Source organism: Streptomyces sp. NBC_00045 (assembly GCF_045041095.1).
GTDB lineage: Bacteria > Actinomycetota > Actinomycetes > Streptomycetales > Streptomycetaceae > Streptomyces.
Genome location: NZ_CP108271.1, coordinates 7510495 through 7531421, shown reverse-complemented (window position 1 = coordinate 7531421; position 20927 = coordinate 7510495). Strand labels below are relative to the sequence as shown.

Below are 20927 nucleotides of genomic sequence, written 5' to 3'. Positions count from 1 at the left end.
CGACCGGTCCCTCCTCCACCCCCTACCGGGGTATGACATCCGACTTGGCTCCACGGTCCGACGTCCGGTGCGGTACCTCCTTCCTACCTTCCTCCTCGTCACGAGGAGAGGAGAAGGGGCATGCGCCGCTTCGGAAGGACCCTGGCCACGGCCGCGTTGGCCCTGGCCGTGGTCGGGGGGACCGCGGGATGGGCTTCCGGCGACAGCCAGCGGGCGGTGACCGGGCCGCCGCCCGGCGCCGCGGCCTGGCGGGCCGACACCGCGACCGGACGGTCGCTGCCCGACCCGGCGAGCGCCTCGCCGCACGACGTGGCCCGGTTCTTCGCCGGGCTGGACGACGCGGAGCGCCGGGAGCTCGTACGGCGCCACCCGCTGGTGGCGGGCAACCTCGACGGCGCCCCCGTCGCCCTCCGGTACGAGGCCAACCGACTGGCCGTCCTCGCGAGAGGCGAGGCCCGCTACGCCTCCCTCGCCTCGCCGGGCCGGCAGATCCTCGCCTTCGACCCGCGCGGCCGGGGCCAGGTCGTCGAGGTGTTCGGGGACCTGGAGCGGGCCGCGCACGTATCGGTGGTGGTGCCGGGTTCAGACAGCGACGCCACCACGTACGACGCGGGGCGCGCTCCTCACACCGGCCCGGCCGGGATGGCCAGGTCGCTGCACGCCGCGGCCGGCGGGAACACCGCGGTGGTCGCGTGGGCCGGCTACACCACCCCCGTCGGGGTCGGTCTGGACGCCGCCTCCGGGCGGCTCGCCGAGGCGGGCGCGGATCGACTGGCCCGGTTCACCGCGGGGCTCGACGCGGTCGGCGCGCCCGACCCCGTGCTGTTCTGCCACAGCTACGGATCGGTGGTCGGGGGCCTGGCGGCCCGGCGCACGGACGCCACCGACATCGTCGTGTTCGGCTCCCCCGGCATGCACGCCGACACCGTAGCCGGCCTGCACACCCGGGCCCGCGTCTGGGCGGCCCGGGGGCCCTCCGACTGGATCTCCGACGTACCGAACCTACGGCTCGCCGGGCTCGGCCACGGCGCCGATCCGACCTCCGCCGCGTTCGGCGCGCGCACGGTGCCCGCCGCCGACGTACACGGCCACACCGGCTACCTCGTACCCGGCACCCAGTCCCTGGCGGCGTTCGCCGCGATCGCGAAGGGCGAGGCCCGATGAGCGCCCTGACCCTGCTCGGGCGGACGGCCGACCGGATCGAACGGCAGACCCCCGCCGACCGCGACCGGGCCGTCGACGGCCTGCGCGCCCTCGCCCTGCTGGCCGTGCCGACCGGGCACTGGCTGCTCGGCGGGTTCACCCTCGACGCGGAGGGCGGCCTGCACAACGCCAGCCCGCTGTCCGCGTTCGGCGGCCTGGCCCCGGCCAGTTGGGTGCTCCAGATGCTCGGCATCTTCTTCCTGGTCGGCGGGTACGCCTCGGTGCTCTCCTACCACCGCCGCACGGGGTCCGCCGGGGCCTGGCTGAAGGGCAGGATCGTCCGGCTGGGGCGGCCGGTGCTCGGGGTCACGGCCGTGTGGGCGCTGGCCGCGCCGGTGCTGTACGCGGCGGGGGTGCCGGAGACCACTCTGCGGACCGGAGCCACGCTGGTGGTCCAGCCGCTGTGGTTCGTCGGGGTGTACGTGGTGGTCACCGCCCTGACCCCGTACTGCGTACGGGCGGCGCACCGGCTGGGTGGCTGGGCGGCGGCCCCGCTGCTCGCCTCGGTCGCGGTGGTGGACTTCCTGCGGTACGGGCCGCTCGCCGACTCCGTGCCGTCCTGGCTGGCACTGGTGAACATCCTGCCCGGCTGGCTGTTCGCGTACCAGCTGGGCGTTTCCTGGGGCGAGCGGCGGATCGGGCGCCGCGGCGCCTCGCTGCTGCTGGTGGGCGGGGCGGCGCTGTTCGCGGCGCTGCTGGTGTTCTTCCACTACCCGGCGTCCATGGTCGGCGTACCGGGGGAGGCCCGCACCAACTCGCACCCGCCGTCGCTGCTGGTGCTGGCCCTGGCCGCGGCGCAGTCGGGGGCGGCGGTCCTACTGCGCGACCGGCTGGCGAAAGTGCTGGCCCGGCCGGCGCTGTGGGCCCCCGTGGTCGTCATCAACCTGTGTGCGATGACGATCCTGTGCTGGCACCAGACGGCCATGTTGGCGGCTGCCGTGCCCGGTTCGTTCGCGGGCGGGCTGGCCGGTCTGACGACGGCGCCGGACAGCCCGGGCTGGATCGCGGCGCGGCTGGTGTGGATGCCGGTGTTCGCGATCCTGCTGGTGACCATCGCCCGGTACGCGCGCCGGTTCGAGGAACCGTGGACCCGGGCCACGACGGTACGGCGGACTCTCGCGGGGCTGCTCGCGGCCGGGTTCGCGGTGTTCGCGCTGGGCCTCGCGTGAGCGGCGTCCTCCAGCGGCCGGTCAGGCGATCGAGGCGGCGACGATGGCGGCCACCGCCAGATTGCAGGAGGCCGTGACCCAGACCGCCGGGTGCGGCTCCGGGTCGACGACGATCGCGCCGAGCTTGCCGGGCGTCACCCAATCCAGCACCAGGAAGGCCACGCCCATCAGGACCAGACCGAGCACACCGAACGCGGCAGTGGACAGCAGCCCCTTGCCGAAGTCGTCGTACGTGGTCCAGATCGAGGTGAAGACGATCCCGCCGACGCCGAGGAGCGCGGAGCTCAGCACGACGGCCGCGTTCCGGTTGCGGTCCTCCCATATCTGCTGGGGGAGCTTCCCGGGCGTCAGCACGTCCACCAGGACGATGCCGAGGATCAACAGCACCAGCCCGAGGGCTCCGAAGGCGCTGGTGCGGCCGAGTCCGCTGACGATGTCGCTCATTGAGAAGCCGTTCTCCGCGGGGGTAGGAAGGACCTGCCGTACCTGACGCACCTGCCGTCAGGGTGGCCGAATCTATCGCACGGTCTCGCGGCAGACCATGGGGAGGTCAGGGAATGGTAAAGCTCAGGGCGGCGGGGGCCGGTGAGGCGGAGGCGCTCACCGGGCTCGTGCTCCGTTCCAAGGCCTACTGGGGGTACGACGAGGAGTTCCTGGCCTCGTGCACGCAGGAACTTGGGATCCGGGCCGGGGAGGTGGCGGGCCGCCGGATCGTGGTGGCCGAAGACCCGTCCGGCGGCCGGGTCCTGGGGCTCGCCTCCCTGGAGGGCGCGCCGCCCGTGGCCCGGCTGGGGCTGTTGTTCGTGGAGCCGGACGCCATCGGGCGGGGCGTGGGACGGCGGCTGTACCGCGACGTGCTGCGCCGGGCCGCCGAACTGGGGATCCACAGGCTGCTGATCGACTCCGATCCGCATGCGGCCGGGTTCTACCGGGCGATGGGCGCGCTCGCTTCGCCGGCGGCGGGCCGGCCCGGCGACGACGACGTGCCCGCCGGGCTGGTGGGGTTCGAGGTCGCGCCCGCACCACTCGCCGGCTGGGCGCGGGCCTGGACGGGCGGCGGACCGGCCGTGCACGTGGGCAACGTCGGCGAGTACAACGCGCAGTTCGCCGACGCCTCCCTGGACCGGGAGCAGCGCGCCGCGCACCACTACGCCTGCCTGGCCGCGTTCTACAGCCCGTGGCCCAGGGCGCTGGTGCTGCCCGGGGCGGTGCCGCCGGGCTGGATCGAGCGGGTCGGTCGCGTCCTGGAGTGGCAGGGGGTGGAGGTGTACGACGGCTTGGTGGACGGTGGCCCCGCGCAGAGGGGTTCCGGGCTGTCGGATGCCGTACGGGCCCGCCCGGCGCTCGCCGGGCGGCTGACCGCGGCCGGGCTGCCCCTCGTACCGTGGGGGCGGACCGCGGCGTTCGCGCGGCTGGCCGGGCGGCCGTGGCGGCCGCGCGAGCTGCGGTACGAGTCGAAGTCCGCGGCGCACGCCCTGTTCGGGCGGATCCTGGCGGGCGGCGGACATCCCCGGATCGTGCTTCCCGCCCAGTGGCCGGCCCCCACCCGGCGGGCGGCGGCCAGGCTGCTGGCAGCCCGGGCCGAAGCGGGCGAGGGCACCGTTCTGAAGTCGGAGCACGGTGTCGGCGGCTCCGGAACCACCGTGGTGACACCGGAGCGGTTCCGCACCGCGGGCGGCGCCCGCGCGGTGCTGCGGGGGCTGCCGCGCGGGCCCCTGCTCGTGGAGGAGTACGTGTCCGGTCCGGCCGGGCCGGACGACGCACCGCGCGACCTCACGTACGACGGGTTCGTGGACGGGACGGGCCGGGTGCACGAGGTGGGCGGCGCGGTGATGGACGTGGCGGGCGCCGGGTACCGCGGCGCGACGGTGGGTCCCGGGGTGGTGCCCGCGTGGGCGGAGGAGCCGCTGCTCGCGTTCGGGGAGGCGGTGGGCCGGGAGCTGGCGGCGTCCGGCTACCGGGGCTGGTTCGACGTGGACTTCGTCGCTGACGGGGCGGGGCGGCTGGCGCCGACCGAGACGAACCTGCGGCTCACCGGCCCGTCGGTCGCCTTCATGGTCGCGGCCCGGCTCGACGCGTTGCGGGGCGCGGGGCACTTCGTACGGATCGCGGACCGGGTGGAGCTGGGGGCCAGGCTGCCCGGGGCCGCGCTGGACGAGCTGTGCGAGACGCTGGACCGGGGCTGCGCGGAGCTCGGGGCGGTGTTCCTCCCCGCGGTCCCGACGGGCGCCTTCGACCCGGCGCCGTGGCTGGGCGTGCTGGTGGCCGCGCACAGCAGGGAGGTGCTGGACGCGGCCGAAGCACTGGTCCGGGCGGAGGCGCTCGCCGTGGGGGCGGCGTTCAGGGAAGGTCAGCCGGCGTCGTCGAAATCGAAGGGCGAAGGCGGCTTCCGGGTGATGTAGACCGCGACGACGGCGGCCGCGATCATCAGCGGGATGTTGAAGGTGTACACGAGGGCTGCCTGGAGCGGCCAGTCCCGCTTGGCCGCGAGCCGGTAGAGGTTGTCCTGCGGCAACCAGGCGGCGAGCAGGTAGACCACCGCCAGGTGCGCGGCCGTGGTGAGGCCGCTGCCGCTGCCCCGGCTGCGGCCGTGCTCCAGCATCCGCTCCCTGCCGCGGAAGAGGAACAGCAGCCCGGCGGCGAAGGCGGCCCCCTCGAACAGGTAGAGCACGAAGAAGAGGAACGCCCACGGGTTCGGCACACCGCTCAGGTCGGTCGCGTCCGGCCACAGGATCCGCGAGACGATGAAGAAGAAGAATCCGGTGAAGGCCACGAACACGGCGCCGACACCGATCAGGGTGAACGGCCCGACGGCAGAACCCCCGGCGGCGGCCGCGTACTTACCGGCGCCCCCCGCGGTACTGCCCTCGCCCTGCTCCGCCGTGAGAGCGGGCTGCGCCAGGGCGGCCCGGTCCTCCTGGCCCGCGCGATTGCGGGGCAGGGTGCGCAGCCGGACCACGGCCTGCGGGGTCTGCGCCCGGAGCACCTTCCCCGCGAGGTGGTCGTGGAGCCGTGCGCCGTCCGGCAGGTCGGCGGCCGGGGGCCAGGCCTGCGCATCGGCGGGCGGTGCCAGGTGGGCGATCAGCCGGCGCGCACCGCTGTTGCCGTCCGGGACTTCGCTCACGAGGGCGGCTCCGATGTCCGGGTGGCTGCGGACGGCGGCTTCGACGACGTGCGGGTCGAATGCGCCGTCCGCCGTCGTGATCCGGTCCCGGATCCGGCCCCGGAACTCCAGCAGGCCGTCCGGGCGGAGTTCCGCCAGGTCGCCGGTGGGGATCGCGTCTGCGCCGTCGGGCGGGGTGAGCCGGATCTGCCCGTCCTGGAGCTCCACCCGGCAGCCGGGGAACGGGGTGCCGATCAGGGACAGCTGCTCGGGGTCGTCCAACGGGCATGGCAACTGGGGCAGTTCGAACCAGGTACCGATGCCCGCGGCCTCGGTGGGTCCGTACGCGTTGAGCACCCGGGCGCCGGCCCGGAGCCGGCCCTGCAGGGCGTCCTGCTCGTCGAGGAAGAGGCGGTCTCCGGTGACCGTGACCAGGCGCAGCGACCGCAGGGCCGGGTCTGGGCCGCCTCGGCGGCCGCGCACGGCGGCGGAGCCGGGGCGCACGGCGTCGCGTATGAGCAGCCGGGTCGCGCCGGCCGGGTCGGTGTGGAGCACGCTGACCTCCTCGGTCCCGACGGCCCGGCGGATCGACTCGGGCGTCCACGGGCCGCGCTGGGGCAGCACGAGGCCGCCGCCCGAGCACAGGGCCCGGGTCCAGCCGGCGGCGAAGGCGGTGACGTCCGGTCCGGGGGTGATCAGGTGGCGGTCCCCGGGCACGGGACGGACGACCTCGGCCCAGGCTTCGTGGGCGGCGAGCAGCCGGGCGTGGGTGACGGGCACGGCGCGCGGCGTCGCCGCTCCGGTGAACAGGACGGCGGCGGTCGCGGCGGACTCGGGCCGCTGCGGCGGTTCGATGGGACGGCCGGTGAGCTCGGCCGCCTCCTCGCGGGTGCGAATCACCCGAAGGCCACTGCCGTCGTCGAGCCGGGCGTGGTGCGCGGCGTCGGCGAGCAGGACGTACGGGGTGAGGGCCGCGAGCTGCAGACGCCCGGTGAGCGGGGCCTCGACGTCGAGGACGGCGTAGGTCCCGCCGGCCTTGAGGACGGCGAGGAGGGCGACGACGATGTCGGCGCGGTAGGCGGTCGCGATGGCCACGACGGCGCCGGGCGGCAGTCCGTCGGCCACGAGGTGGTGGGCCAACTGGTTGGCCCGGACGTCCAGTTGCCCGTACGTGAGGCTGTCCACGCCGGCGATGACGGCGTAGCCCCGCGGGGTGTCCCGCGCCCGTTGTTCGAACAGGCGCAAGGCGGTGTCGGCGGTCGTCCGGCCGGAGCGATCGGACCCTGGTTCCTGCGTCGATCCCTGCGTCATTCCCCGATGATGACACCCGCCACGGACAGTCCCCAGGGTGCGCGAACATCCCTCGTTCGGGCGGGAGTTCGGTATCGATCCCGCCATTCCATTGACCTCAAGATTGGTTGAGGTCCTAGCGTTCCCCTCATGGACATGGAAGTTACCGCCTGGACATCGCTGCACAGCGCGATGAACGCCCAGCAGGACCGGCGCCCGCTCTCCCGGGCGAGCCTGCGCCGGGTCGCCTCGTTCGCCCGCCCGCACCGCCGCGGGCTCACCCTGTTCCTGCTGCTCAGCGTGGTGAGCGCGCTGCTCGCGGTGGCCACCCCGGTCCTCGCGAGCCGGGTGGTCACCGCCATCGTGAACGGCCGGGACAGCGGTACGGTCACCCGGCTCGCCCTGCTGATCGCGGTGATCGCCGTCGTGGAGGCGGGGCTCGGGCTGCTCACCCGCAAGCTGTCGGCGACGCTCGGGGAGGGGCTGATCCTGGACCTGCGGACGGCCGTCTTCGACCACGTGCAGCGAATGCCGGTGGCCTTCTTCACCCGGACCCGCACCGGCGCCCTGGTCAGCCGGCTCAACAACGATGTGATCGGTGCCCAACGGGCGTTCAGCAACACGCTGTCCGGGGTGGTCGCCAATACGGTGACCCTGCTGCTGACGCTGGCCGTGATGCTCGGCATCTCCTGGCAGATCACACTGCTGGCCCTCGTCCTACTGCCGGTGTTCGTGCTGCCGGCCCGCCGGATGGGGACGCGGATGGCCGCCATGCAGCGGGAGGCGTCGACACTGAACGCGGCGATGGGCACACAGATGACGGAGCGTTTCTCCGCCCCCGGCGCCACCCTCGTCAAACTGTTCGGCCGGCCCGCCGACGAATCCGCGGAGTTCGCGGCCCGGGCGGCGCGTGTCCGGGACATCGGGATCCGTTCGGCGATGGCCCAGTCGGCGTTCATCACGGCGCTCACCCTGGTCTCGGCCCTCGCGCTCGCGCTCGTCTACGGGCTCGGCGGCCACTACGCTCTGCGCGGGAGCTTGGACGCCGGGAACGTCGTCGCCCTCGCCCTGTTGCTGACCCGGCTGTACGCGCCGCTGACCGCGCTCGCCGGGGCCCGCGTCGAGGTGATGAGCGCCCTGGTGAGCTTCGAGCGGGTCTTCGAGATCCTCGACCTGAAGCCGCTGATCGCCCAGAAGCCGGACGCCGGGCGGGTGCCGGACGGGCCGGTGGCCGTGGAGTTCGACCGGGTCTCCTTCGGCTACCCCTCCCCCGACAAGGTCTCGCTCGCCTCGCTGGAGGAGGTCGCGGTCCTCGACGCCCGCGGCGGTACGCAGGTCCTGCACGAGGTGTCGTTCCGCGCCGAACCGGGGCAGATGATCGCCCTGGTCGGCTCGTCCGGCGCCGGCAAGTCGACCATCGCGCAGCTGCTGCCGCGCCTGTACGACGTCGATGCGGGCGCCGTCCGCCTCGGCGGGGTCGACGTACGGGACCTCACGGCCGACTCCGTCCGGGACACGCTCGGCATGGTCACCCAGGACGGGCACCTGTTCCACGAGTCGGTGCGGTCCAACCTGCTACTGGCCCGGCCGGAGGCGGGCGAGGAGGAGATCTGGGAGGCCCTGCGCCGGGCGCGGCTGGACGGGTTGGTCGCCTCGCTCCCCGACGGGCTCGACACGGTGGTCGGCGAGCGCGGCTACCGGCTCTCGGGCGGTGAGCGGCAACGGTTGACGATCGCGCGGCTGCTGCTGGCCCGGCAGCGGGTGGTGATCCTGGACGAGGCCACGGCGCACCTGGACTCCACCTCGGAGGCGGCGGTGCAGGAAGCCCTGGGCGAGGCCCTCTCCGGCCGGACCGCGGTGGTGATCGCGCACCGGCTGTCGACCGTACAGGCGGCCGACCTGATCCTCGTCGTCGAGGACGGCCGGATCGTGGAGCGCGGAACGCACCCGGAGCTGCTGGCCGCCGGCGGCCGGTACGAGGAGCTGTACCGGACCCAGTTCGCCGCGGCGGACGCCGCTCCGGGCAGCGGCGTACCGGCCGCTGGCGCATGATGCCGGGAGGCCCCGTGCGGGGGCCGCTGCCGACCGTGGAGATCGTGGAGCACCGATGGACATCAAGCTGGAGCTGGTCGCCGTCCCCGTCACCGACGTCGACCGGGCCAAGGCCTTCTACGAGCGGATCGGCTTCCACGCCGATCACGACGTCACCGTGAGCGAGGACATCCGCTTCGTGCAACTGACCCCGCCCGGCTCGGCCTGCTCGATCGCCCTGGGCAAGGGCCTCACCCGGATGGCCCCGGGGTCGCTGGACAACATGCAGGTCGTCGTCACCGACATCGAGGAGGCGTACGAGGACCTCCGCGCCCGGGGCATCGAGGTGACGGAGATCCAGGACATGCCGTGGGGCTCGTTCGTCTACTTCTCCGACCCCGACGGCAACGGCTGGGCCGTCCAGCAGACGACGCCGCGGAAGAAGTCCGCCAGCGATGACTGAGACCTGCGGACGCGAGCGCTCCGCGGCGGCGACACTGGACGAACCGGAGGTTTCCTGAAGGGAAGTGACACCGTGACCAATGTCGCGCTGCTGGGCACCGGGATCATGGGGGCGGGCATGGCCCGGAACCTGCTGCGGGCCGGGCTCGGGCTGCGGGTGTGGAACCGGACGCGGGACAAGGCCGAACCGTTGGCCGTGCACGGCGCGGTCGTCGCGGACAGCCCGGCCGAGGCGGTCGCCGGGGCCGACGTGGTGCTGACCATGTTGACGGACGGCGCGGCGGTGGCGCAGGCGATGGCCGCCGCTGCTCCCGGGCTGCGCGCGGGCCAGGCGTGGGCGCAGATGAGCACGGTCGGGGTGGCCGCACTGGAGGAGCTGGCCGGCTTCGCCCGCGAGCACGGACTGGTGTTCGTGGACGCCCCGGTGCAGGGGACCCGGCAGCCCGCCGAGGCCGGGACGTTGGTGGTACTGACCGCCGGACCGGCGGATCCTCGGCTGGAACCGGTGTTCGCCGCGGTGGGCGGCAAGACGCTGCGAGCCGGGGACGAGGCGGGGGCCGCCACCCGGCTGAAGCTGACCACGGTCGGGTACGCGATCACGCTGACGGCGGCGGTCGGTGAGGCCCTCGCGTTGGCGGAGGGGCTGGGGGTGGATCCGGAGCTGTTCGCGCAGGCCCTGACCGGCGGCCCGATGGACAACCCGTACCTCCAGGCGAAGATGAAGGCCGTCCTGGAGCGGGACTTCGCCCCCAGCTTCACCGTGCACGGCGCCGAGAAGGACACCGGCCTGATCGCGGAGGCGGCGGACCGGGCGGGCGTGTCCGTCGACCTGGCCCGGGCCACCCGTGCCCGCCTCCACCGCGCCGCGGCCCGCGGCCACGCGGAACAGGACATGGCAGCCGCCTACTTCGCGGGCTTCGAGGAGACCCCCTAGCCGCTCGTGGCCGCCCGGCGTCGCCGGGCGCCGGGTCCGTCACGGGGAGGCGGGCGCCGGAGCGAGGACGTCGAGTTCCTGGAGGGCGCCCACCGCGATCTGCCGGGTCAGCGCCTCGGCGCGGGCCGCGTCGCCCTCCCGTACGGCCTCGGCGACCCGGACGTGCAGGGTGACGGCGGCCGGGTCGGGGTCGTGGAACATCACGGCGTGCTGCGTACGGCCGGTCAGGACCTCGGCGACGACGTCCCCGAGGCGGGCGAACATCTCGTTGCCGGAGGCGTTCAGCACGATCCGGTGGAAGGCGACGTCGTGCTCCAGGTAGCCGTCGAGCTGGTGGCCGCGTGAGGTGCGGACCATGCCGAGGGCGGCCTCGGTGAGCGCGGCGCACTGGTCGGGGGTGGCCCGGGCTGCGGCGAGGCCGGCCGCGACCGGCTCGATCGCGGAGCGCAGCACGGTCAGGGAGCGCAGTTGGCGCGGGCGGTCGGTGCCGGCGAGGCGCCAGCGGATGACGCGCGGATCGTAGACGTTCCACTCCTCGGCGGGGCGCACGGTGACGCCGACGCGGCGGCGGGACTCGACCAACTGCATGGACTCCAGGACGCGGACGGCCTCGCGGACCACGGTGCGCGAAGCGTCGAAGCGCTCGGCGATCTCCTCGGTCCGCAGGACGCTGCCTGGCGGGTGCTCGCCCGCTGTGATCGCCAGGCCGAGGGTGTCCAGCACGTGGGAGTGAAGTCCCTGGCCTTCAGTGGTCATGGCGTAAGCGTACGGTCACCCGCTCGACCGGTGCGACGCACTAAAGATATGACGTTTACCGTCAACCTCTTGAATAAGTACTACTTAATGGGCTTCAGTGAGGGCGCACGAACCGATGTCGACGAAGACAGCGAGGTACGACGTGAGCGGCACCCAGAGCGTGCTGGTGGTGATGGGCGTGGCCGGCACGGGCAAGACGACCGCGGGCAGGCTGCTCGCGGACGCGCTCGACCTCCCGTACGTGGAGGGCGACGCGTTCCACCCGGCGGCCAACATCGCCAAGATGTCCGCCGGCATTCCCCTGGACGACGCCGACCGGCGGCCCTGGTTGGACGCCATCGGCGCGTGGATCCGCGACCGGCCCGCGGGCCGGGGCGCCGTGGTGGCCGCGTCGGCGCTCAAACGCGCCTACCGCGACCGGTTGCGCAAGGCCGCGCCCGACGTGGTGTTCGTGCACCTGACCGGAGAACGCCCGCTGATCGAGCGTCGGATGGCGGCCCGCACGGGCCATTTCATGCCGACCGCCCTGCTGGATTCGCAGTTCGCCACGCTGGAGCCGCTCCGGCAGGACGAACGCGGCGTCGTCGTCGACGTGTCCGGACCACCCGAGGAAATCACCGAACGGGCCCTGGCGGCCCTGTCCGTGCTGCCCGGCTTCCGCCGGCCCGCCCCTCCCTCCCGAGAAAACCGAGGAACCCCACCGTGACAGGTCTCAGCGTCGAGATACTGGCAGCGGCCTCGCCCGCCCCGATCACCTCGGCCGGGAACGCCCGGCTGGGCGTGGCCGTCCTCGCGGGCATCGCCGTCATCGTCCTGCTCATCACCCGCCTCAGGCTGCACGCCTTCCTGGCGCTGACGCTCGGCTCGCTCGCCCTCGGAGTGTTCGCGGGCGCCCCGCTAAACAAGACCATCACCAGCTTCACGGCCGGTCTCGGCGCCACCGTCGCCGGGGTCGGCGTACTGATCGCCCTCGGCGCGATCCTCGGCAGGCTCCTCGCGGACTCGGGCGGCGCGGACGAGATCGTCGACACCATCCTCGCCAAGGCCGAGGGCCGGGCCATGCCCTGGGCCATGGTGCTGATCGCTTCGGTGATCGGACTACCGCTGTTCTTCGAGGTCGGCATCGTGCTGCTGATCCCGGTGGTGCTGCTGGTGGCCAAGCGCGGCAACTACTCGCTGATGCGGATCGGCATCCCGGCGCTGGCCGGCCTGTCCGTCATGCACGGGCTGATCCCGCCGCACCCCGGCCCGCTCGTCGCCATCGACGCGCTGCACGCCGACCTCGGCGTCACCCTCGCCCTCGGCGTGCTGGTGGCGATCCCGACCGTGGTCATCGCCGGGCCGCTGTTCTCCCGGTACGCGGCGCGCTGGGTGGACGTCCCGGCACCCGAGCACCTGGTCCCGCAGCGGCCCCCGGCGGAACTCGAACACCGCCCGCGGTTCGGGGCCACGGTGTTCACGGTGCTGCTGCCCGTGGCACTGATGCTGCTCAAGGCACTGGTCGACATCGTTGTCGACGACCCGAAGAACGGCCTGCAGCGGGTCACGGACGTCGCGGGATCCCCGCTGATCGCCCTGCTCGCGGCGGTACTGGTGGGCATGTTCACCCTCGGCCGGGCGGCCGGGTTCACCAAGGAGCGGCTCTCGACGACGGTCGAGAAGTCGTTGGCACCCATCGCGGGCATCCTGCTGATCGTCGGGGCGGGCGGAGGATTCAAGCAGACCCTGATCGATGCGGGCGTCGGCCAGATGATCCTGGACCTGTCGGAGCACTGGTCGATCCCGGCCCTCCTGCTGGCCTGGCTGATCGCGGTGGCCATCCGCCTGGCCACGGGCTCGGCCACGGTCGCCACGATCTCGGCGGCCGGCCTGGTGGCTCCGCTCGCCGCCGGCACGTCGACCACGCAGACGGCCCTGCTGGTGCTGGCCGTCGGGTCCGGCTCGCTGTTCTTCAGCCACGTCAACGACGCCGGGTTCTGGCTGGTCAAGGAGTACTTCGGGATGACGGTCGGACAGACGGTCAAGACCTGGTCGGTGATGGAGACCATCATCTCGGTGGTCGGCCTCGGCTGCGTCCTGCTGCTGTCACTCGTCCTCTAGCTGCGCCGCGGCCACGGCCAGACCGTTCGCGGCGGTGGCGCAGCGGTCGGCCAGTGCGGCGACCTCGGCGCGGAACGCGTCGGCCTGCGGGCCCTGCCAGTCCAGCGCCTCGGCCGCCGCGCGCAGCCGCAGCGCGTGGTCGCGCAGGGCGGCGGAGTGGCCGCGCAGGCCGTCGGCCGGGTCCGGCGGGCCGGTCCGCAGCCGGGTGGCCGGGCTCACCGGCTGCGCCAGGGCTGGACGAGGAGGATGCCGCCGGTGCCGATGAGGCCGATCGTGTGGACGCAGCCCTCGTGCCGGCCGGCGGGGGCGGGGGCCCGGTGTCGCCCGTGCCGGCGATCGCCGTCCCGGTCCCGATCCCGTTCCGGATCCCTGTTCCGGTCCCGGTCGCGGCCGCAGAAGGCCCGGACGGCGGCGCCGAGCCCGAGCAGCGGCCGGGCGGGCACCGCCCGGCCGGTGGCCACCTGCCAGCCGGCGTGGTCGTTGAACGGGTTCGTGTCGGTCAGGGCGTTCCAGGCGAACAGGTCCGCGAAGGAGGGGGACAGCAGCGCGAACGCCCGCTCTGCGCCCCGGTCCCGCACCAGCCGGCGGAACACCCGCACGGCCGCACCCTGCCGGTCCTCGTCCACGGCCCGCAGGATCTCCGCGCAGTCCGGGTCGTCCAGCAGATCGGGACGCTCCGCGCTTGCCACCCGGATCCGGGCCTTGAGACCGCACACGGCGAGGCTGACCGCGAGGCTCTCCCGGCCGGTGAGGATCCCGGCGAACCAGCCGGCCCGTGCCACACCGCGGCCGCGCGGGGCCCAGCCCAGGCCCGCCGGGTCGGTGAGGGTGCGCAGCAGGGTCCGCAAGCCGTGTCGGGAACGGGCACGGCGGCGGCCCAGGACGGCGGCCGGAAGTCGGGTACCGAGGGCCAGTTCGGAGGCGTGCCGGGCGGCTTCGCCGACGGCGTCGGCGGCCTCGGCGAGCTCGCGGCACAGGGCGTCGAGCAGTTCGCCGTCCGGGTCGGTGGGCGCGGAGGTCGCGGCGTCGGACATGGAATCCTCGCGGGAGGTCGGTGGGGAGGGTGGCGTCAGCGGCGGTCGAGGGCGAGCCGGATGCCGCGCGGATCCAGTGCCACGGGCAGCGGTCCGGGCGGGTCGAGGACCGGTCGGGTGGCCGTGACGCGGCGGCGGCGCAGCACCTCGGCGCACAGCGCGGTGGTGATCAGCAGCCCCAGCCGGTCGCCCGGGCAGCGGTCCGGGCCGTGGCCGAACGGGGCCATCCGGATGTCCTCGTCCGCGCCGGGGGTCTTCCAGCGGCCGGGTACGAAGACGTGCGCGGCGGGCACGTGTTCAGGATCGCGCTGGTGGAAGTGGGCGGGCAGCAGGACGGTGGTGCCGGCCGGGTGGCGCACGCCCCGCCACACCGTCTCGGTACGGGTGACGCGGATCAGGTCGGGCACCGCCGGGTACAGGCGCAGGCACTCGCGTACGCAGGCGCGCAGCCGGGGCAGTTCCCCCGGGGTCGGCGATCCGGCGGCCGCCGCGGCTTCGGCGGCCGCGGCGTCCTGTTCGGCGGGGTGGGCGGCGATCAGGAGCAGGGTGCGCAGCAGCGTCGCGGGGACGCAGTCCATGGCCCGCAGGGCCCGGTCTTCGTAGTCGGTGTGGGCGGCTCGGTCGGCGTGGGAGGCGTGGGAGGCCGTCGTCCGGCCGAGCAGGGTGTGCCCGTCGGCCGCCCCGGGGCGGTCCCCGCCGCGGCGGAACCGGCCGAGCAGTCCGGTGAATCGCTCGTCTGCGCGAGCGGCCGCGCCGTCGCCGAGCACGATCCGCCGGGCGGCGCGGGCCGCGGTGTGCCGGACGCGGGCCAGGTCGAGGGTGGTGGCGGCGGTCAGGTGTCGGGCCTCCTCGGCGATGACGGCGCGCACGGTGGCGCAGGAAGGGATTCCGCCTGCGCCCGTGCTCCCGGACGCGGGCGTGGGCGGTGTGACGACGTCCCGCGGATCGGCGTCGTAGAACTGCCGCAGTTCCCGCCGGTCGAGCAGGACGAGCACGGGGCCGGACAGGCCCCGTACGAGGACGGGCGCCCCGTCGTGGCGGGCCCGCAGGGTGCGCAGCTCGTCGGCGGAGTACACCGGGCGGGCGCCGCCGGAGCCACGGCCGCGGACGAACAGCGGGAGGGCGCGGCCGGCCGTGCGCCCGGCCCGTACCTGCTGCCCGCGCGAGACGGCCGACTGGGTCGTACCGGGACCGGTCATGCAGGCACCGCCTCCCTGGGATCGGGCCGCCGGACCACGGGCCCGGGCGGCGAGGTCCTCCGGCGGCGCGGCCTCTTGGAGCGTGCGCATCCGTGTACCTCCGCGCCCAGCCGGAAACCAACGGTCGGTGACATCGACCTCACCGTACGTCGGCCTCGCGGGGACCGCGCCCCGAGTACTGCCCGGGTGGACCCGCGCCTGCGACCGGGGCGGTCCCGGGCGCGTCAGGAGGGGGCCGGCCCGAAGGCCGCTTCGCGGAAGGCCGGTCGGAGGGGGCCCGGCGGGAGGGTGGGGAGGAGGGTCGCCCAGCGGTCGAGGCGGGGTGAGACCCAGACCGTCGGGGCTTCGCCGCAGGACCAGGTGCCGTACGGGCCCGGCTGCCACAGGAGGCCGCGGGCGGGGGTCAGTTCGCCGGTGCGGATGCGGAGGGACTCGGTGATCCAGGCGCGGGTCGGGGGACGGTCCGTCGGGGAGAGGAGGTGACTCAGGAAGCGGACGAGGTCGGCGAGGGGCGCCCGCAGGGTGCCGTCGGCGAAGCGGGTTCCGGTCATGCCGAGGGGGTGCCAGATGCGGGTGGCGGCGAGGTCGGCGAGGGTGCTGCCGGTGAGGTGCTCGGCAAGGCCGATGAGCGCGGTGTGGGCCGCGGGGCCGGTGGAGTGGCTGAGCAAGTGGTGCGTGGTGGTTCCGGCCGGGCTGTCCGCGGCGGCTTCCGCCCCGTACGCCGCGATCGGGGTGTGCAACCGCAGCGCGTCTTCGGCGACGAGGCTCCCGATCACGGGCCACAGGGCGAGGACGGGGATCAGCCCGCCGACGTCGAGGTCCGGGCCGTCGGCCGCCGACCCGCCATGGAGCCCGTCCGGCCCCCCGACGCCCCACACGGCCCCGGCGTCCGCCGCTTGCACCACCCCCCGAACCCGACCGGCCACTTCGGCCACTTCGGCCGCACCGGCCACCCCGGACCCGTCGGCGCGGTCAGCCCAGTCGGGCGGCTCCGCTTCGGCGGGGGCACCGCGTACGGCGGGCGTGGGCGTCCCGGCTGTTGCTTCGGGCGGTTCGGCCGGCTCGGGTCCGGTGGCCCGGGCGCTCTGGAGCGTCATGGTTCCCCACGCTAGCCACCGCCGGACCCGGCTCCCCGGTGCGGCGCCCCGAGTCGGTGCGGATTCGGGCCGGGCCACCCGAATGCCAGCCGCCGGACGCGGCCCGGAAATCCGCGTGCCGTCCGCCGGGACGCCTGGCAGGGTCTCCCGGGTGAACCTGATCCTGCCGCCCCGCGTCACCGACTCCGCCGCCCGGATCCGGGACGCCGCCCGCGCGCGCGGGCTGGGCACCGTACGGCTGGAGTCCTTCGCCGTGCCCGACGGGCTGCGCGCCGCGCACCTGCACGCCGGTCCGGGGTTCGCGGACGCGGTCGCGCCGCAGCTCGGGATCGGGCTGCTGGAGGCTCCGGCGCACTGGTTGGCGCGGCTGCCGCGGGAGTTCACCGGCAGGGAGGTCAGGCTGGTCCCGATCCGCGAGGCCTACGCGCTGCGCCGGCCGGTCTTCGTGAAATCGCCGAACGACAAGTCGATCCCGGCCCTGGTGTACGCGGACGGCTCGCGCCTCCCCGGCCCGGACGCGGTGGATCCGGAGACCGAGGTGCTGGTCAGCGATGTCGCCCGCTTCACGGCCGAGTACCGGACGTACCTCCTCGACGGCGCCGTGCACACCGCGAGCCGGTACGCCGCGGACGGCCGCCTGAGCCTGGGCCCGGCGGTGCGCGAGGCGGTGGCCTTCGCCGAGCGGCTGCCGTTCGCGACCCTCCCGTCCGCGATCGTCGTCGACGTCGGTGTCTCGGAGGGCCGCTGGTCGGTGATCGAGGCCAACGCCGCCTGGGCCAGCGGTACGTACGTGTGCGATCCGCAGCGCGCCCTCGACGTCGTCCTGCGCGCCGCCGCCCCCCTGGACTCCGTCGCCGACCGCGACAAGGGCTTTCTGCGCTGACGTGCGCAGGGGCGGGACGCCCCGCGGCGCCCCGCCCCCCGTTGCCCGCCCTGAGCGGCCCCGCTAGCTCTTGTCGGGCCGGTCGGTCACCCGCAGGGAGTTCAGCAGCGGTTTGCCGTAGCCCCCGTGCGCGACGAAGCGGACGTTGAGCGCGCCGTCCGTGACCGTGACCGTGTACGTCTTGGTCAGGGCCGTGTACGTGCCCGCCTCCAACGAGATGTCCAGCGAGGGCAGCACCTGCGTCCCCTCGGCGAGGACGTCGAACACGCGCTTGTTCGGCTTGGTCGAGGACAGCTCCGCGAAGCCGAGCTCCACGGTGTAGGTGCCGTTCGGGACGTTGTCGAAGCGGTACTCGTACATGCCTTCACGGGCGTTGCGCAGCAGCCGCTGCTCGGCGGTGCCGGCGATGGTGCGGCCGGTGGAGTGCACCGAGGAGCTGCCCTGGTACCCGTACGAGCCGGCGGTGTACTTGCGGTCCGGGGACCAGCCGTCCCCGAGGGTGTCCGTGCTCGTGGAGTCGGAACCCGCGTCCAGGGCGACCTGGTAGCGCGGGACCACGACCTTGACCGGCACGGTGAGCACCGGTGCCCGGCCGCTGGCCGAGGTGATCTTCAGGTCTGCCGTCAGGACCGTCCCGGCGGCCAGGCCGGACGTGTCCACGGCCAGGGTGAGCGCTGACTTGCCGCCGGTCGGCAGGTTCCCCGTCGCCGGGGTGGCCGTCAGCCAGGCCGCGTCCTCGGCCACCGTGAAGTCCGTGCCGAGGCCCGGGTTGCTGAGGTCGAGGGTGCGGGTCCGCTTCTGGCCCGCGGGGAGGACGACCTCGACCGCCGACTTGGCGGCGGTGACCCGGCCCGTGCGCAGGGCCTGCGTGACCGTCGTGACGTCGGCCGCCTTGACGTCGACGGTCGCCGCCGCGGACTCGTACGCCGGGGCGGTGAGGGACACCGCGCGCGAGCCGGACGGGCTCTGGACGACGTACCCGCCGTCCGCCGCGGTGGTCGCCGACACCGCCGTGTCGCCGGTGCCGACCGTCACCGTGGCTCCCGCGATGCCGTTGCCGTCGTTCGCGTCCAGCACGCGGCCGGTGACCACGCCGCTCTTGGTGGTCTTGAAGGCGATGGCGAGGCCGTCGGTGATGACCGCCTGGTTGAAGGAGTACTTGAAGGCGTCCGTGCCGGCCGCGTTCTCCACGCCGACGGTGGCCGTGGAGCCGCCCTTGATGCCGGTGCCGCCCGTCCCCTTGTACGTGTACGTGACGGTGCCGTCCTCGCCGATCGCCGCCGAGAACGAGAACCTGTCGCCCTGCGCCGACCAGTGGGCCACGTCGCGCCACTCGATGACGTACGTCCGGTGCGGGGCGGCGCCGGTGACGGCGGTGAAGACGCCCGAACCGCTGCCCGCCGCCCCGACGACCAGGTCGTCCCAGAACGGGTACAGGGCCGCGTTGGGCGTGGCCGTGCTCGGGATGTCCCCGTTGACGTCACCCGTGTTGTTGCCGCCGAAGCTGACCGTGCCGTTCGTGCCGATCCAGGCCTGGCCGTACGTCTTCCCGTACAGCGGGACCGGGAAGGGGAGGTCGACGCGCTCGGTGGTGTTGTCGCCGCTCAGCGCGAGCTGCCGGTCCCCCGCCGCGTACGGGCGGCTGCCCGCGGTGGAGCAGGCGTAGCCGTAGCCGTCCGTGCGCTCGGGCAGGCTGACCGACACCGTGGCGTCGCCGGCGACGGTGGCCCGGGCGCTGCCGCCGGTGACGCACCGGGAGGAGTGCGCGGCGCGTACCTCGTACGTGCCGTGCGGCAGGGTGACCTCGAAGCGGCCCTGCGCGTCGGCGGTCGCGGTCACCGGGGTGTCCGTGACGGTGACGGTGGCGCCCGCGGCGGGTCCGGCGGCGGAGGTGACGGTGCCGGTGAGCTTGCCGGTGGGGGCCTGCGTGAGGCTGAAGTCGCCGGTGGCGGTGGCGTTCTCGGTGACGGTCGCCGTCGCGGTCTCCTGGCCGTAGCCGAACTTGGCGGCCGTCAGCGTGTAGGCGCCGACCGACAGGGAGCGGAAGGTGTAGGTGCCGTCGGCCGCGGTGGTCGTGGTACGGCCGATGGGTCCGGTGGCGGTGACCTTGGCTCCGGCGACCGGGGCGCCGCCGGAGCGGACGGTGCCGGAGACGGCGCCGATGGCGCCGCGCGGGGCGGCCGAGGCGGCGGCGAACGCGTCGAGCTTGCCTTCGCCGAACACGTTGTTGTCGGCGGCGTTGCCGCCGCACTGGCCGTTGTCCGTGTCCTGGGCGCTGCCGTTCAGCAGCTGCTCGGTCTGCGCGACGTCGCCTTCGAGGGCGGGTGCGGCGGACCAGAGCAGCGCCACGGTGGCCGCGGTGTGCGGTGAGGCCATGGAGGTGCCGGAGAAGGCCTCGTACCCGCCGCCGGGGACGGAGGAGCGGACGTTCACGCCGGGGGCCGCGATGTTCGGCTTGATGATGCCGCCGGGGCCCGCGCCGCGCGAGGAGAACGACGCGATCGCGCCGTTGATGTCGAAGGCGCCGGAGCTGTAGGAGCTCGCGTAGTCGCCGGGTGAGCCGCTGGTGGCGCAGCCCGGGCCGGAGTTCCCGTTGGAGAAGGCGGGAAAGATGCCCGCGGCGCGCCAGGTGTCGACGATCTGCTGGTACCAGTCGTCGTGCGTCGCGCTGCCCCAGGAGTTGTTGACGACGTGCGGGGCGAGGTCGGGGCGCGGGTTCTGGCCGTTCAGGTCGGTCGGGGCGACGATCCACTGGCCGGCGGCGAGGAGGGAGGCCTCGGAGCAGGAGTTGGTCTCGCAGCCCTTGGCCGCGATCCATTTCGCGCCGGGCGCCACGCCGATCTTGTTGGCGCCGCCGTCGTCGCCGACCATGGTGCCCATGGTGTGGGTGCCGTGGTCGTTGTTGTCGCAGGGGGCCGCGGTGGGGCAGACGCCGGCCGGATCGAACCAGTTGTAGTTGTGGTCGTACGATCCGTCGGCGTTCTTGCCGCGGTACTGGCCGTTCACGGCCGGGTGGGTGTAGTCGACGCCGCTGTCGATGTTGGCGACGACGATGCCCTCGCCGCGCACGCCGAGCTGTTCCCAGACCTGCGGGGCCTTGATGCTGTCGATGTTCCATTCGACGGCGTCGGCGCCGGCCTTCTCCCGCTTGCCCTCGGCGGGCTCGGGGAGGGTGACCTTGTCGTCGGCGTCGATCCGGGAGACCTCGGGGCGCTGGGCGAGGGTGCCGGCGAGCTTCTGACTGCCGACGACGCGGACCGCGTTCACGATCCAGTACGAGGTGTACTCGGCCTTGGCGCCGTCCAGGGCCTTGAGCACCTCGGCCTGGCTGCGCGCGGCGTGTTCCCGCTTGGCGCGCAGAACCGTTTCTGCCTTGGCCGTGCGGGTCTTCTGCCGGCCCGCCGCCGCGAGGTCGGCGGCGCTGTCCAGGTAGACCCAGAAGACGGTCTTGGCGGAGTCGTCGAGCTGGGCGCGGAGCTTCGGCTCGATCTTGCGCTCGGCCGCCGTGGGCGTGGGGCCGGGGTCCGGCGCCGCCGCTGCGACCCCCGCGCCGACGGGCAGGAGCAGGGCCGCGGTGAGAGCGGCGAGCGCCGCGCGTAAGGATCGTCGCCTGTTGCGTTGGGCCACGTGTGGTCCTCCTCGGACGCCGTGTGCAGGTTGGGCGGG

17 protein-coding genes are annotated in these 20927 nt (G+C 74.2%); 9 read left to right on the top strand and 8 right to left on the bottom strand.

Going from position 1 to position 20927, the window contains the following annotated elements:
* Positions 1-120: 120 nt before the first annotated feature.
* Together OHA65_RS34770 and OHA65_RS34765 are read left to right on the top strand one after the other, a co-directional pair.
* Entirely contained in the window at positions 121-1164 is a 1044-nt protein-coding gene (locus OHA65_RS34770) for an alpha/beta hydrolase (protein WP_327280102.1), read from the top strand.
* Positions 1161-2372: an acyltransferase gene (locus OHA65_RS34765; protein WP_329315515.1), complete on the top strand. Its 1212-nt coding sequence runs from the start codon at positions 1161-1163 to the stop codon at positions 2370-2372. Before OHA65_RS34770 ends, OHA65_RS34765 begins: the two co-directional genes overlap by 4 nt.
* A gap of 21 nt (positions 2373-2393) precedes the next feature.
* Here the strand turns inward: OHA65_RS34765 and OHA65_RS34760 are convergent, their stop codons facing one another.
* On the bottom strand, positions 2394-2816 hold the full coding sequence (locus OHA65_RS34760) for a DUF350 domain-containing protein (RefSeq protein WP_327280100.1): 423 nt from the start codon (positions 2814-2816) through the stop codon (positions 2394-2396).
* Positions 2817-2929: 113 nt separating this feature from the next.
* On the opposite strand from OHA65_RS34760, the gene OHA65_RS34755 reads away from it, so the two are divergent.
* Positions 2930-4774 carry a GNAT family N-acetyltransferase gene (locus OHA65_RS34755; RefSeq protein WP_327280099.1) on the top strand — a complete coding sequence of 615 codons (1845 nt, stop codon included), beginning with the start codon at positions 2930-2932 and terminating at the stop codon, positions 4772-4774.
* Here OHA65_RS34755 and OHA65_RS34750 read toward each other — a convergent pair.
* Positions 4723-6786: an AMP-binding protein gene (locus OHA65_RS34750; RefSeq protein ID WP_327280098.1), complete on the bottom strand. Its 2064-nt coding sequence runs from the start codon at positions 6784-6786 to the stop codon at positions 4723-4725. The genes OHA65_RS34755 and OHA65_RS34750 overlap by 52 nt on opposite strands.
* A gap of 129 nt (positions 6787-6915) precedes the next feature.
* Between OHA65_RS34750 and OHA65_RS34745 the strand changes: the two genes are divergently transcribed.
* The 3 genes from OHA65_RS34745 to OHA65_RS34735 all read left to right on the top strand — a co-directional run bounded on the left by OHA65_RS34745 (position 6916) and on the right by OHA65_RS34735 (position 10192).
* Positions 6916-8817, top strand: coding sequence for an ABC transporter ATP-binding protein (locus tag OHA65_RS34745; protein WP_327280097.1), 1902 nt, complete (start codon positions 6916-6918; stop codon positions 8815-8817).
* A 55-nt stretch (positions 8818-8872) separates the two neighbouring features.
* Positions 8873-9259 carry a VOC family protein gene (locus OHA65_RS34740; protein ID WP_327280096.1) on the top strand — a complete coding sequence of 129 codons (387 nt, stop codon included), beginning with the start codon at positions 8873-8875 and terminating at the stop codon, positions 9257-9259.
* A 72-nt stretch (positions 9260-9331) separates the two neighbouring features.
* Positions 9332-10192: an NAD(P)-dependent oxidoreductase gene (locus tag OHA65_RS34735; protein ID WP_328764642.1), complete on the top strand. Its 861-nt coding sequence runs from the start codon at positions 9332-9334 to the stop codon at positions 10190-10192.
* A 39-nt stretch (positions 10193-10231) separates the two neighbouring features.
* Here the strand turns inward: OHA65_RS34735 and OHA65_RS34730 are convergent, their stop codons facing one another.
* Positions 10232-10948 carry an FCD domain-containing protein gene (locus tag OHA65_RS34730; protein ID WP_327280095.1) on the bottom strand — a complete coding sequence of 239 codons (717 nt, stop codon included), beginning with the start codon at positions 10946-10948 and terminating at the stop codon, positions 10232-10234.
* A 115-nt stretch (positions 10949-11063) separates the two neighbouring features.
* Here OHA65_RS34730 and OHA65_RS34725 point away from each other — a divergent pair, with 115 nt between their 5' ends.
* Both OHA65_RS34725 and OHA65_RS34720 read left to right on the top strand, forming a co-directional pair.
* Positions 11064-11654 (top strand): gluconokinase, encoded by a 591-nt coding sequence (locus tag OHA65_RS34725; protein ID WP_327280094.1) that lies wholly within the window; start codon positions 11064-11066, stop codon positions 11652-11654.
* Complete coding sequence (locus tag OHA65_RS34720) at positions 11651-13048, top strand: gluconate:H+ symporter (protein ID WP_405763214.1); 1398 nt, start codon at positions 11651-11653, stop codon at positions 13046-13048. The genes OHA65_RS34725 and OHA65_RS34720 overlap by 4 nt, the downstream gene beginning before the upstream one ends.
* On the opposite strand, the gene OHA65_RS34715 is transcribed toward OHA65_RS34720, so the two are convergent.
* From OHA65_RS34715 to OHA65_RS34700, 4 genes are all read right to left on the bottom strand, one after another.
* Positions 13034-13267 carry a hypothetical protein gene (locus OHA65_RS34715; protein ID WP_327280092.1) on the bottom strand — a complete coding sequence of 78 codons (234 nt, stop codon included), beginning with the start codon at positions 13265-13267 and terminating at the stop codon, positions 13034-13036. The two genes, OHA65_RS34720 and OHA65_RS34715, sit on opposite strands and share 15 nt — an antisense overlap.
* The gene (locus OHA65_RS34710; RefSeq protein ID WP_327280091.1) at positions 13264-14082 is read right to left on the bottom strand and encodes a hypothetical protein; all 819 of its coding nucleotides are present in this window, start codon (positions 14080-14082) and stop codon (positions 13264-13266) included. The genes OHA65_RS34715 and OHA65_RS34710 overlap by 4 nt, the downstream gene beginning before the upstream one ends.
* Positions 14083-14117: 35 nt before the next feature.
* Positions 14118-15371: a cytochrome P450 gene (locus OHA65_RS34705; RefSeq protein ID WP_327280090.1), complete on the bottom strand. Its 1254-nt coding sequence runs from the start codon at positions 15369-15371 to the stop codon at positions 14118-14120.
* A 134-nt stretch (positions 15372-15505) separates the two neighbouring features.
* On the bottom strand, positions 15506-16378 hold the full coding sequence (locus tag OHA65_RS34700; RefSeq protein ID WP_327280089.1) for a hypothetical protein: 873 nt from the start codon (positions 16376-16378) through the stop codon (positions 15506-15508).
* Between the two features lie 151 nt (positions 16379-16529).
* On the opposite strand from OHA65_RS34700, the gene OHA65_RS34695 reads away from it, so the two are divergent.
* Positions 16530-17261 carry an ATP-grasp domain-containing protein gene (locus OHA65_RS34695; RefSeq protein ID WP_327280088.1) on the top strand — a complete coding sequence of 244 codons (732 nt, stop codon included), beginning with the start codon at positions 16530-16532 and terminating at the stop codon, positions 17259-17261.
* Between the two features lie 63 nt (positions 17262-17324).
* Here OHA65_RS34695 and OHA65_RS34690 read toward each other — a convergent pair whose 3' ends face one another.
* Positions 17325-20888, bottom strand: coding sequence for a S8 family serine peptidase (locus OHA65_RS34690; RefSeq protein ID WP_405763210.1), 3564 nt, complete (start codon positions 20886-20888; stop codon positions 17325-17327).
* Positions 20889-20927: the final 39 nt, after the last annotated feature.

Excerpts from the sequence above, each read along its gene's own strand:
- OHA65_RS34750 (WP_327280098.1), bottom strand. The coding sequence starts at position 6,786 with ATGACGCAGGGATCGACGCAGGAACCAGGGTCCGATCGCTCCGGCCGG.
- OHA65_RS34770 (WP_327280102.1), top strand. The coding sequence starts at position 121 with ATGCGCCGCTTCGGAAGGACCCTGGCCACGGCCGCGTTGGCCCTGGCC.
- OHA65_RS34755 (WP_327280099.1), top strand. The coding sequence starts at position 2,930 with ATGGTAAAGCTCAGGGCGGCGGGGGCCGGTGAGGCGGAGGCGCTCACC.
- OHA65_RS34760 (WP_327280100.1), bottom strand. The coding sequence starts at position 2,816 with ATGAGCGACATCGTCAGCGGACTCGGCCGCACCAGCGCCTTCGGAGCC.
- OHA65_RS34745 (WP_327280097.1), top strand. The coding sequence starts at position 6,916 with ATGGACATGGAAGTTACCGCCTGGACATCGCTGCACAGCGCGATGAAC.
- OHA65_RS34740 (WP_327280096.1), top strand. The coding sequence starts at position 8,873 with ATGGACATCAAGCTGGAGCTGGTCGCCGTCCCCGTCACCGACGTCGAC.
- OHA65_RS34725 (WP_327280094.1), top strand. The coding sequence starts at position 11,064 with ATGTCGACGAAGACAGCGAGGTACGACGTGAGCGGCACCCAGAGCGTG.
- OHA65_RS34710 (WP_327280091.1), bottom strand. The coding sequence starts at position 14,082 with ATGTCCGACGCCGCGACCTCCGCGCCCACCGACCCGGACGGCGAACTG.
- OHA65_RS34700 (WP_327280089.1), bottom strand. The coding sequence starts at position 16,378 with ATGACGCTCCAGAGCGCCCGGGCCACCGGACCCGAGCCGGCCGAACCG.
- OHA65_RS34705 (WP_327280090.1), bottom strand. The coding sequence starts at position 15,371 with ATGCGCACGCTCCAAGAGGCCGCGCCGCCGGAGGACCTCGCCGCCCGG.
- OHA65_RS34765 (WP_329315515.1), top strand. The coding sequence starts at position 1,161 with ATGAGCGCCCTGACCCTGCTCGGGCGGACGGCCGACCGGATCGAACGG.
- OHA65_RS34730 (WP_327280095.1), bottom strand. The coding sequence starts at position 10,948 with ATGACCACTGAAGGCCAGGGACTTCACTCCCACGTGCTGGACACCCTC.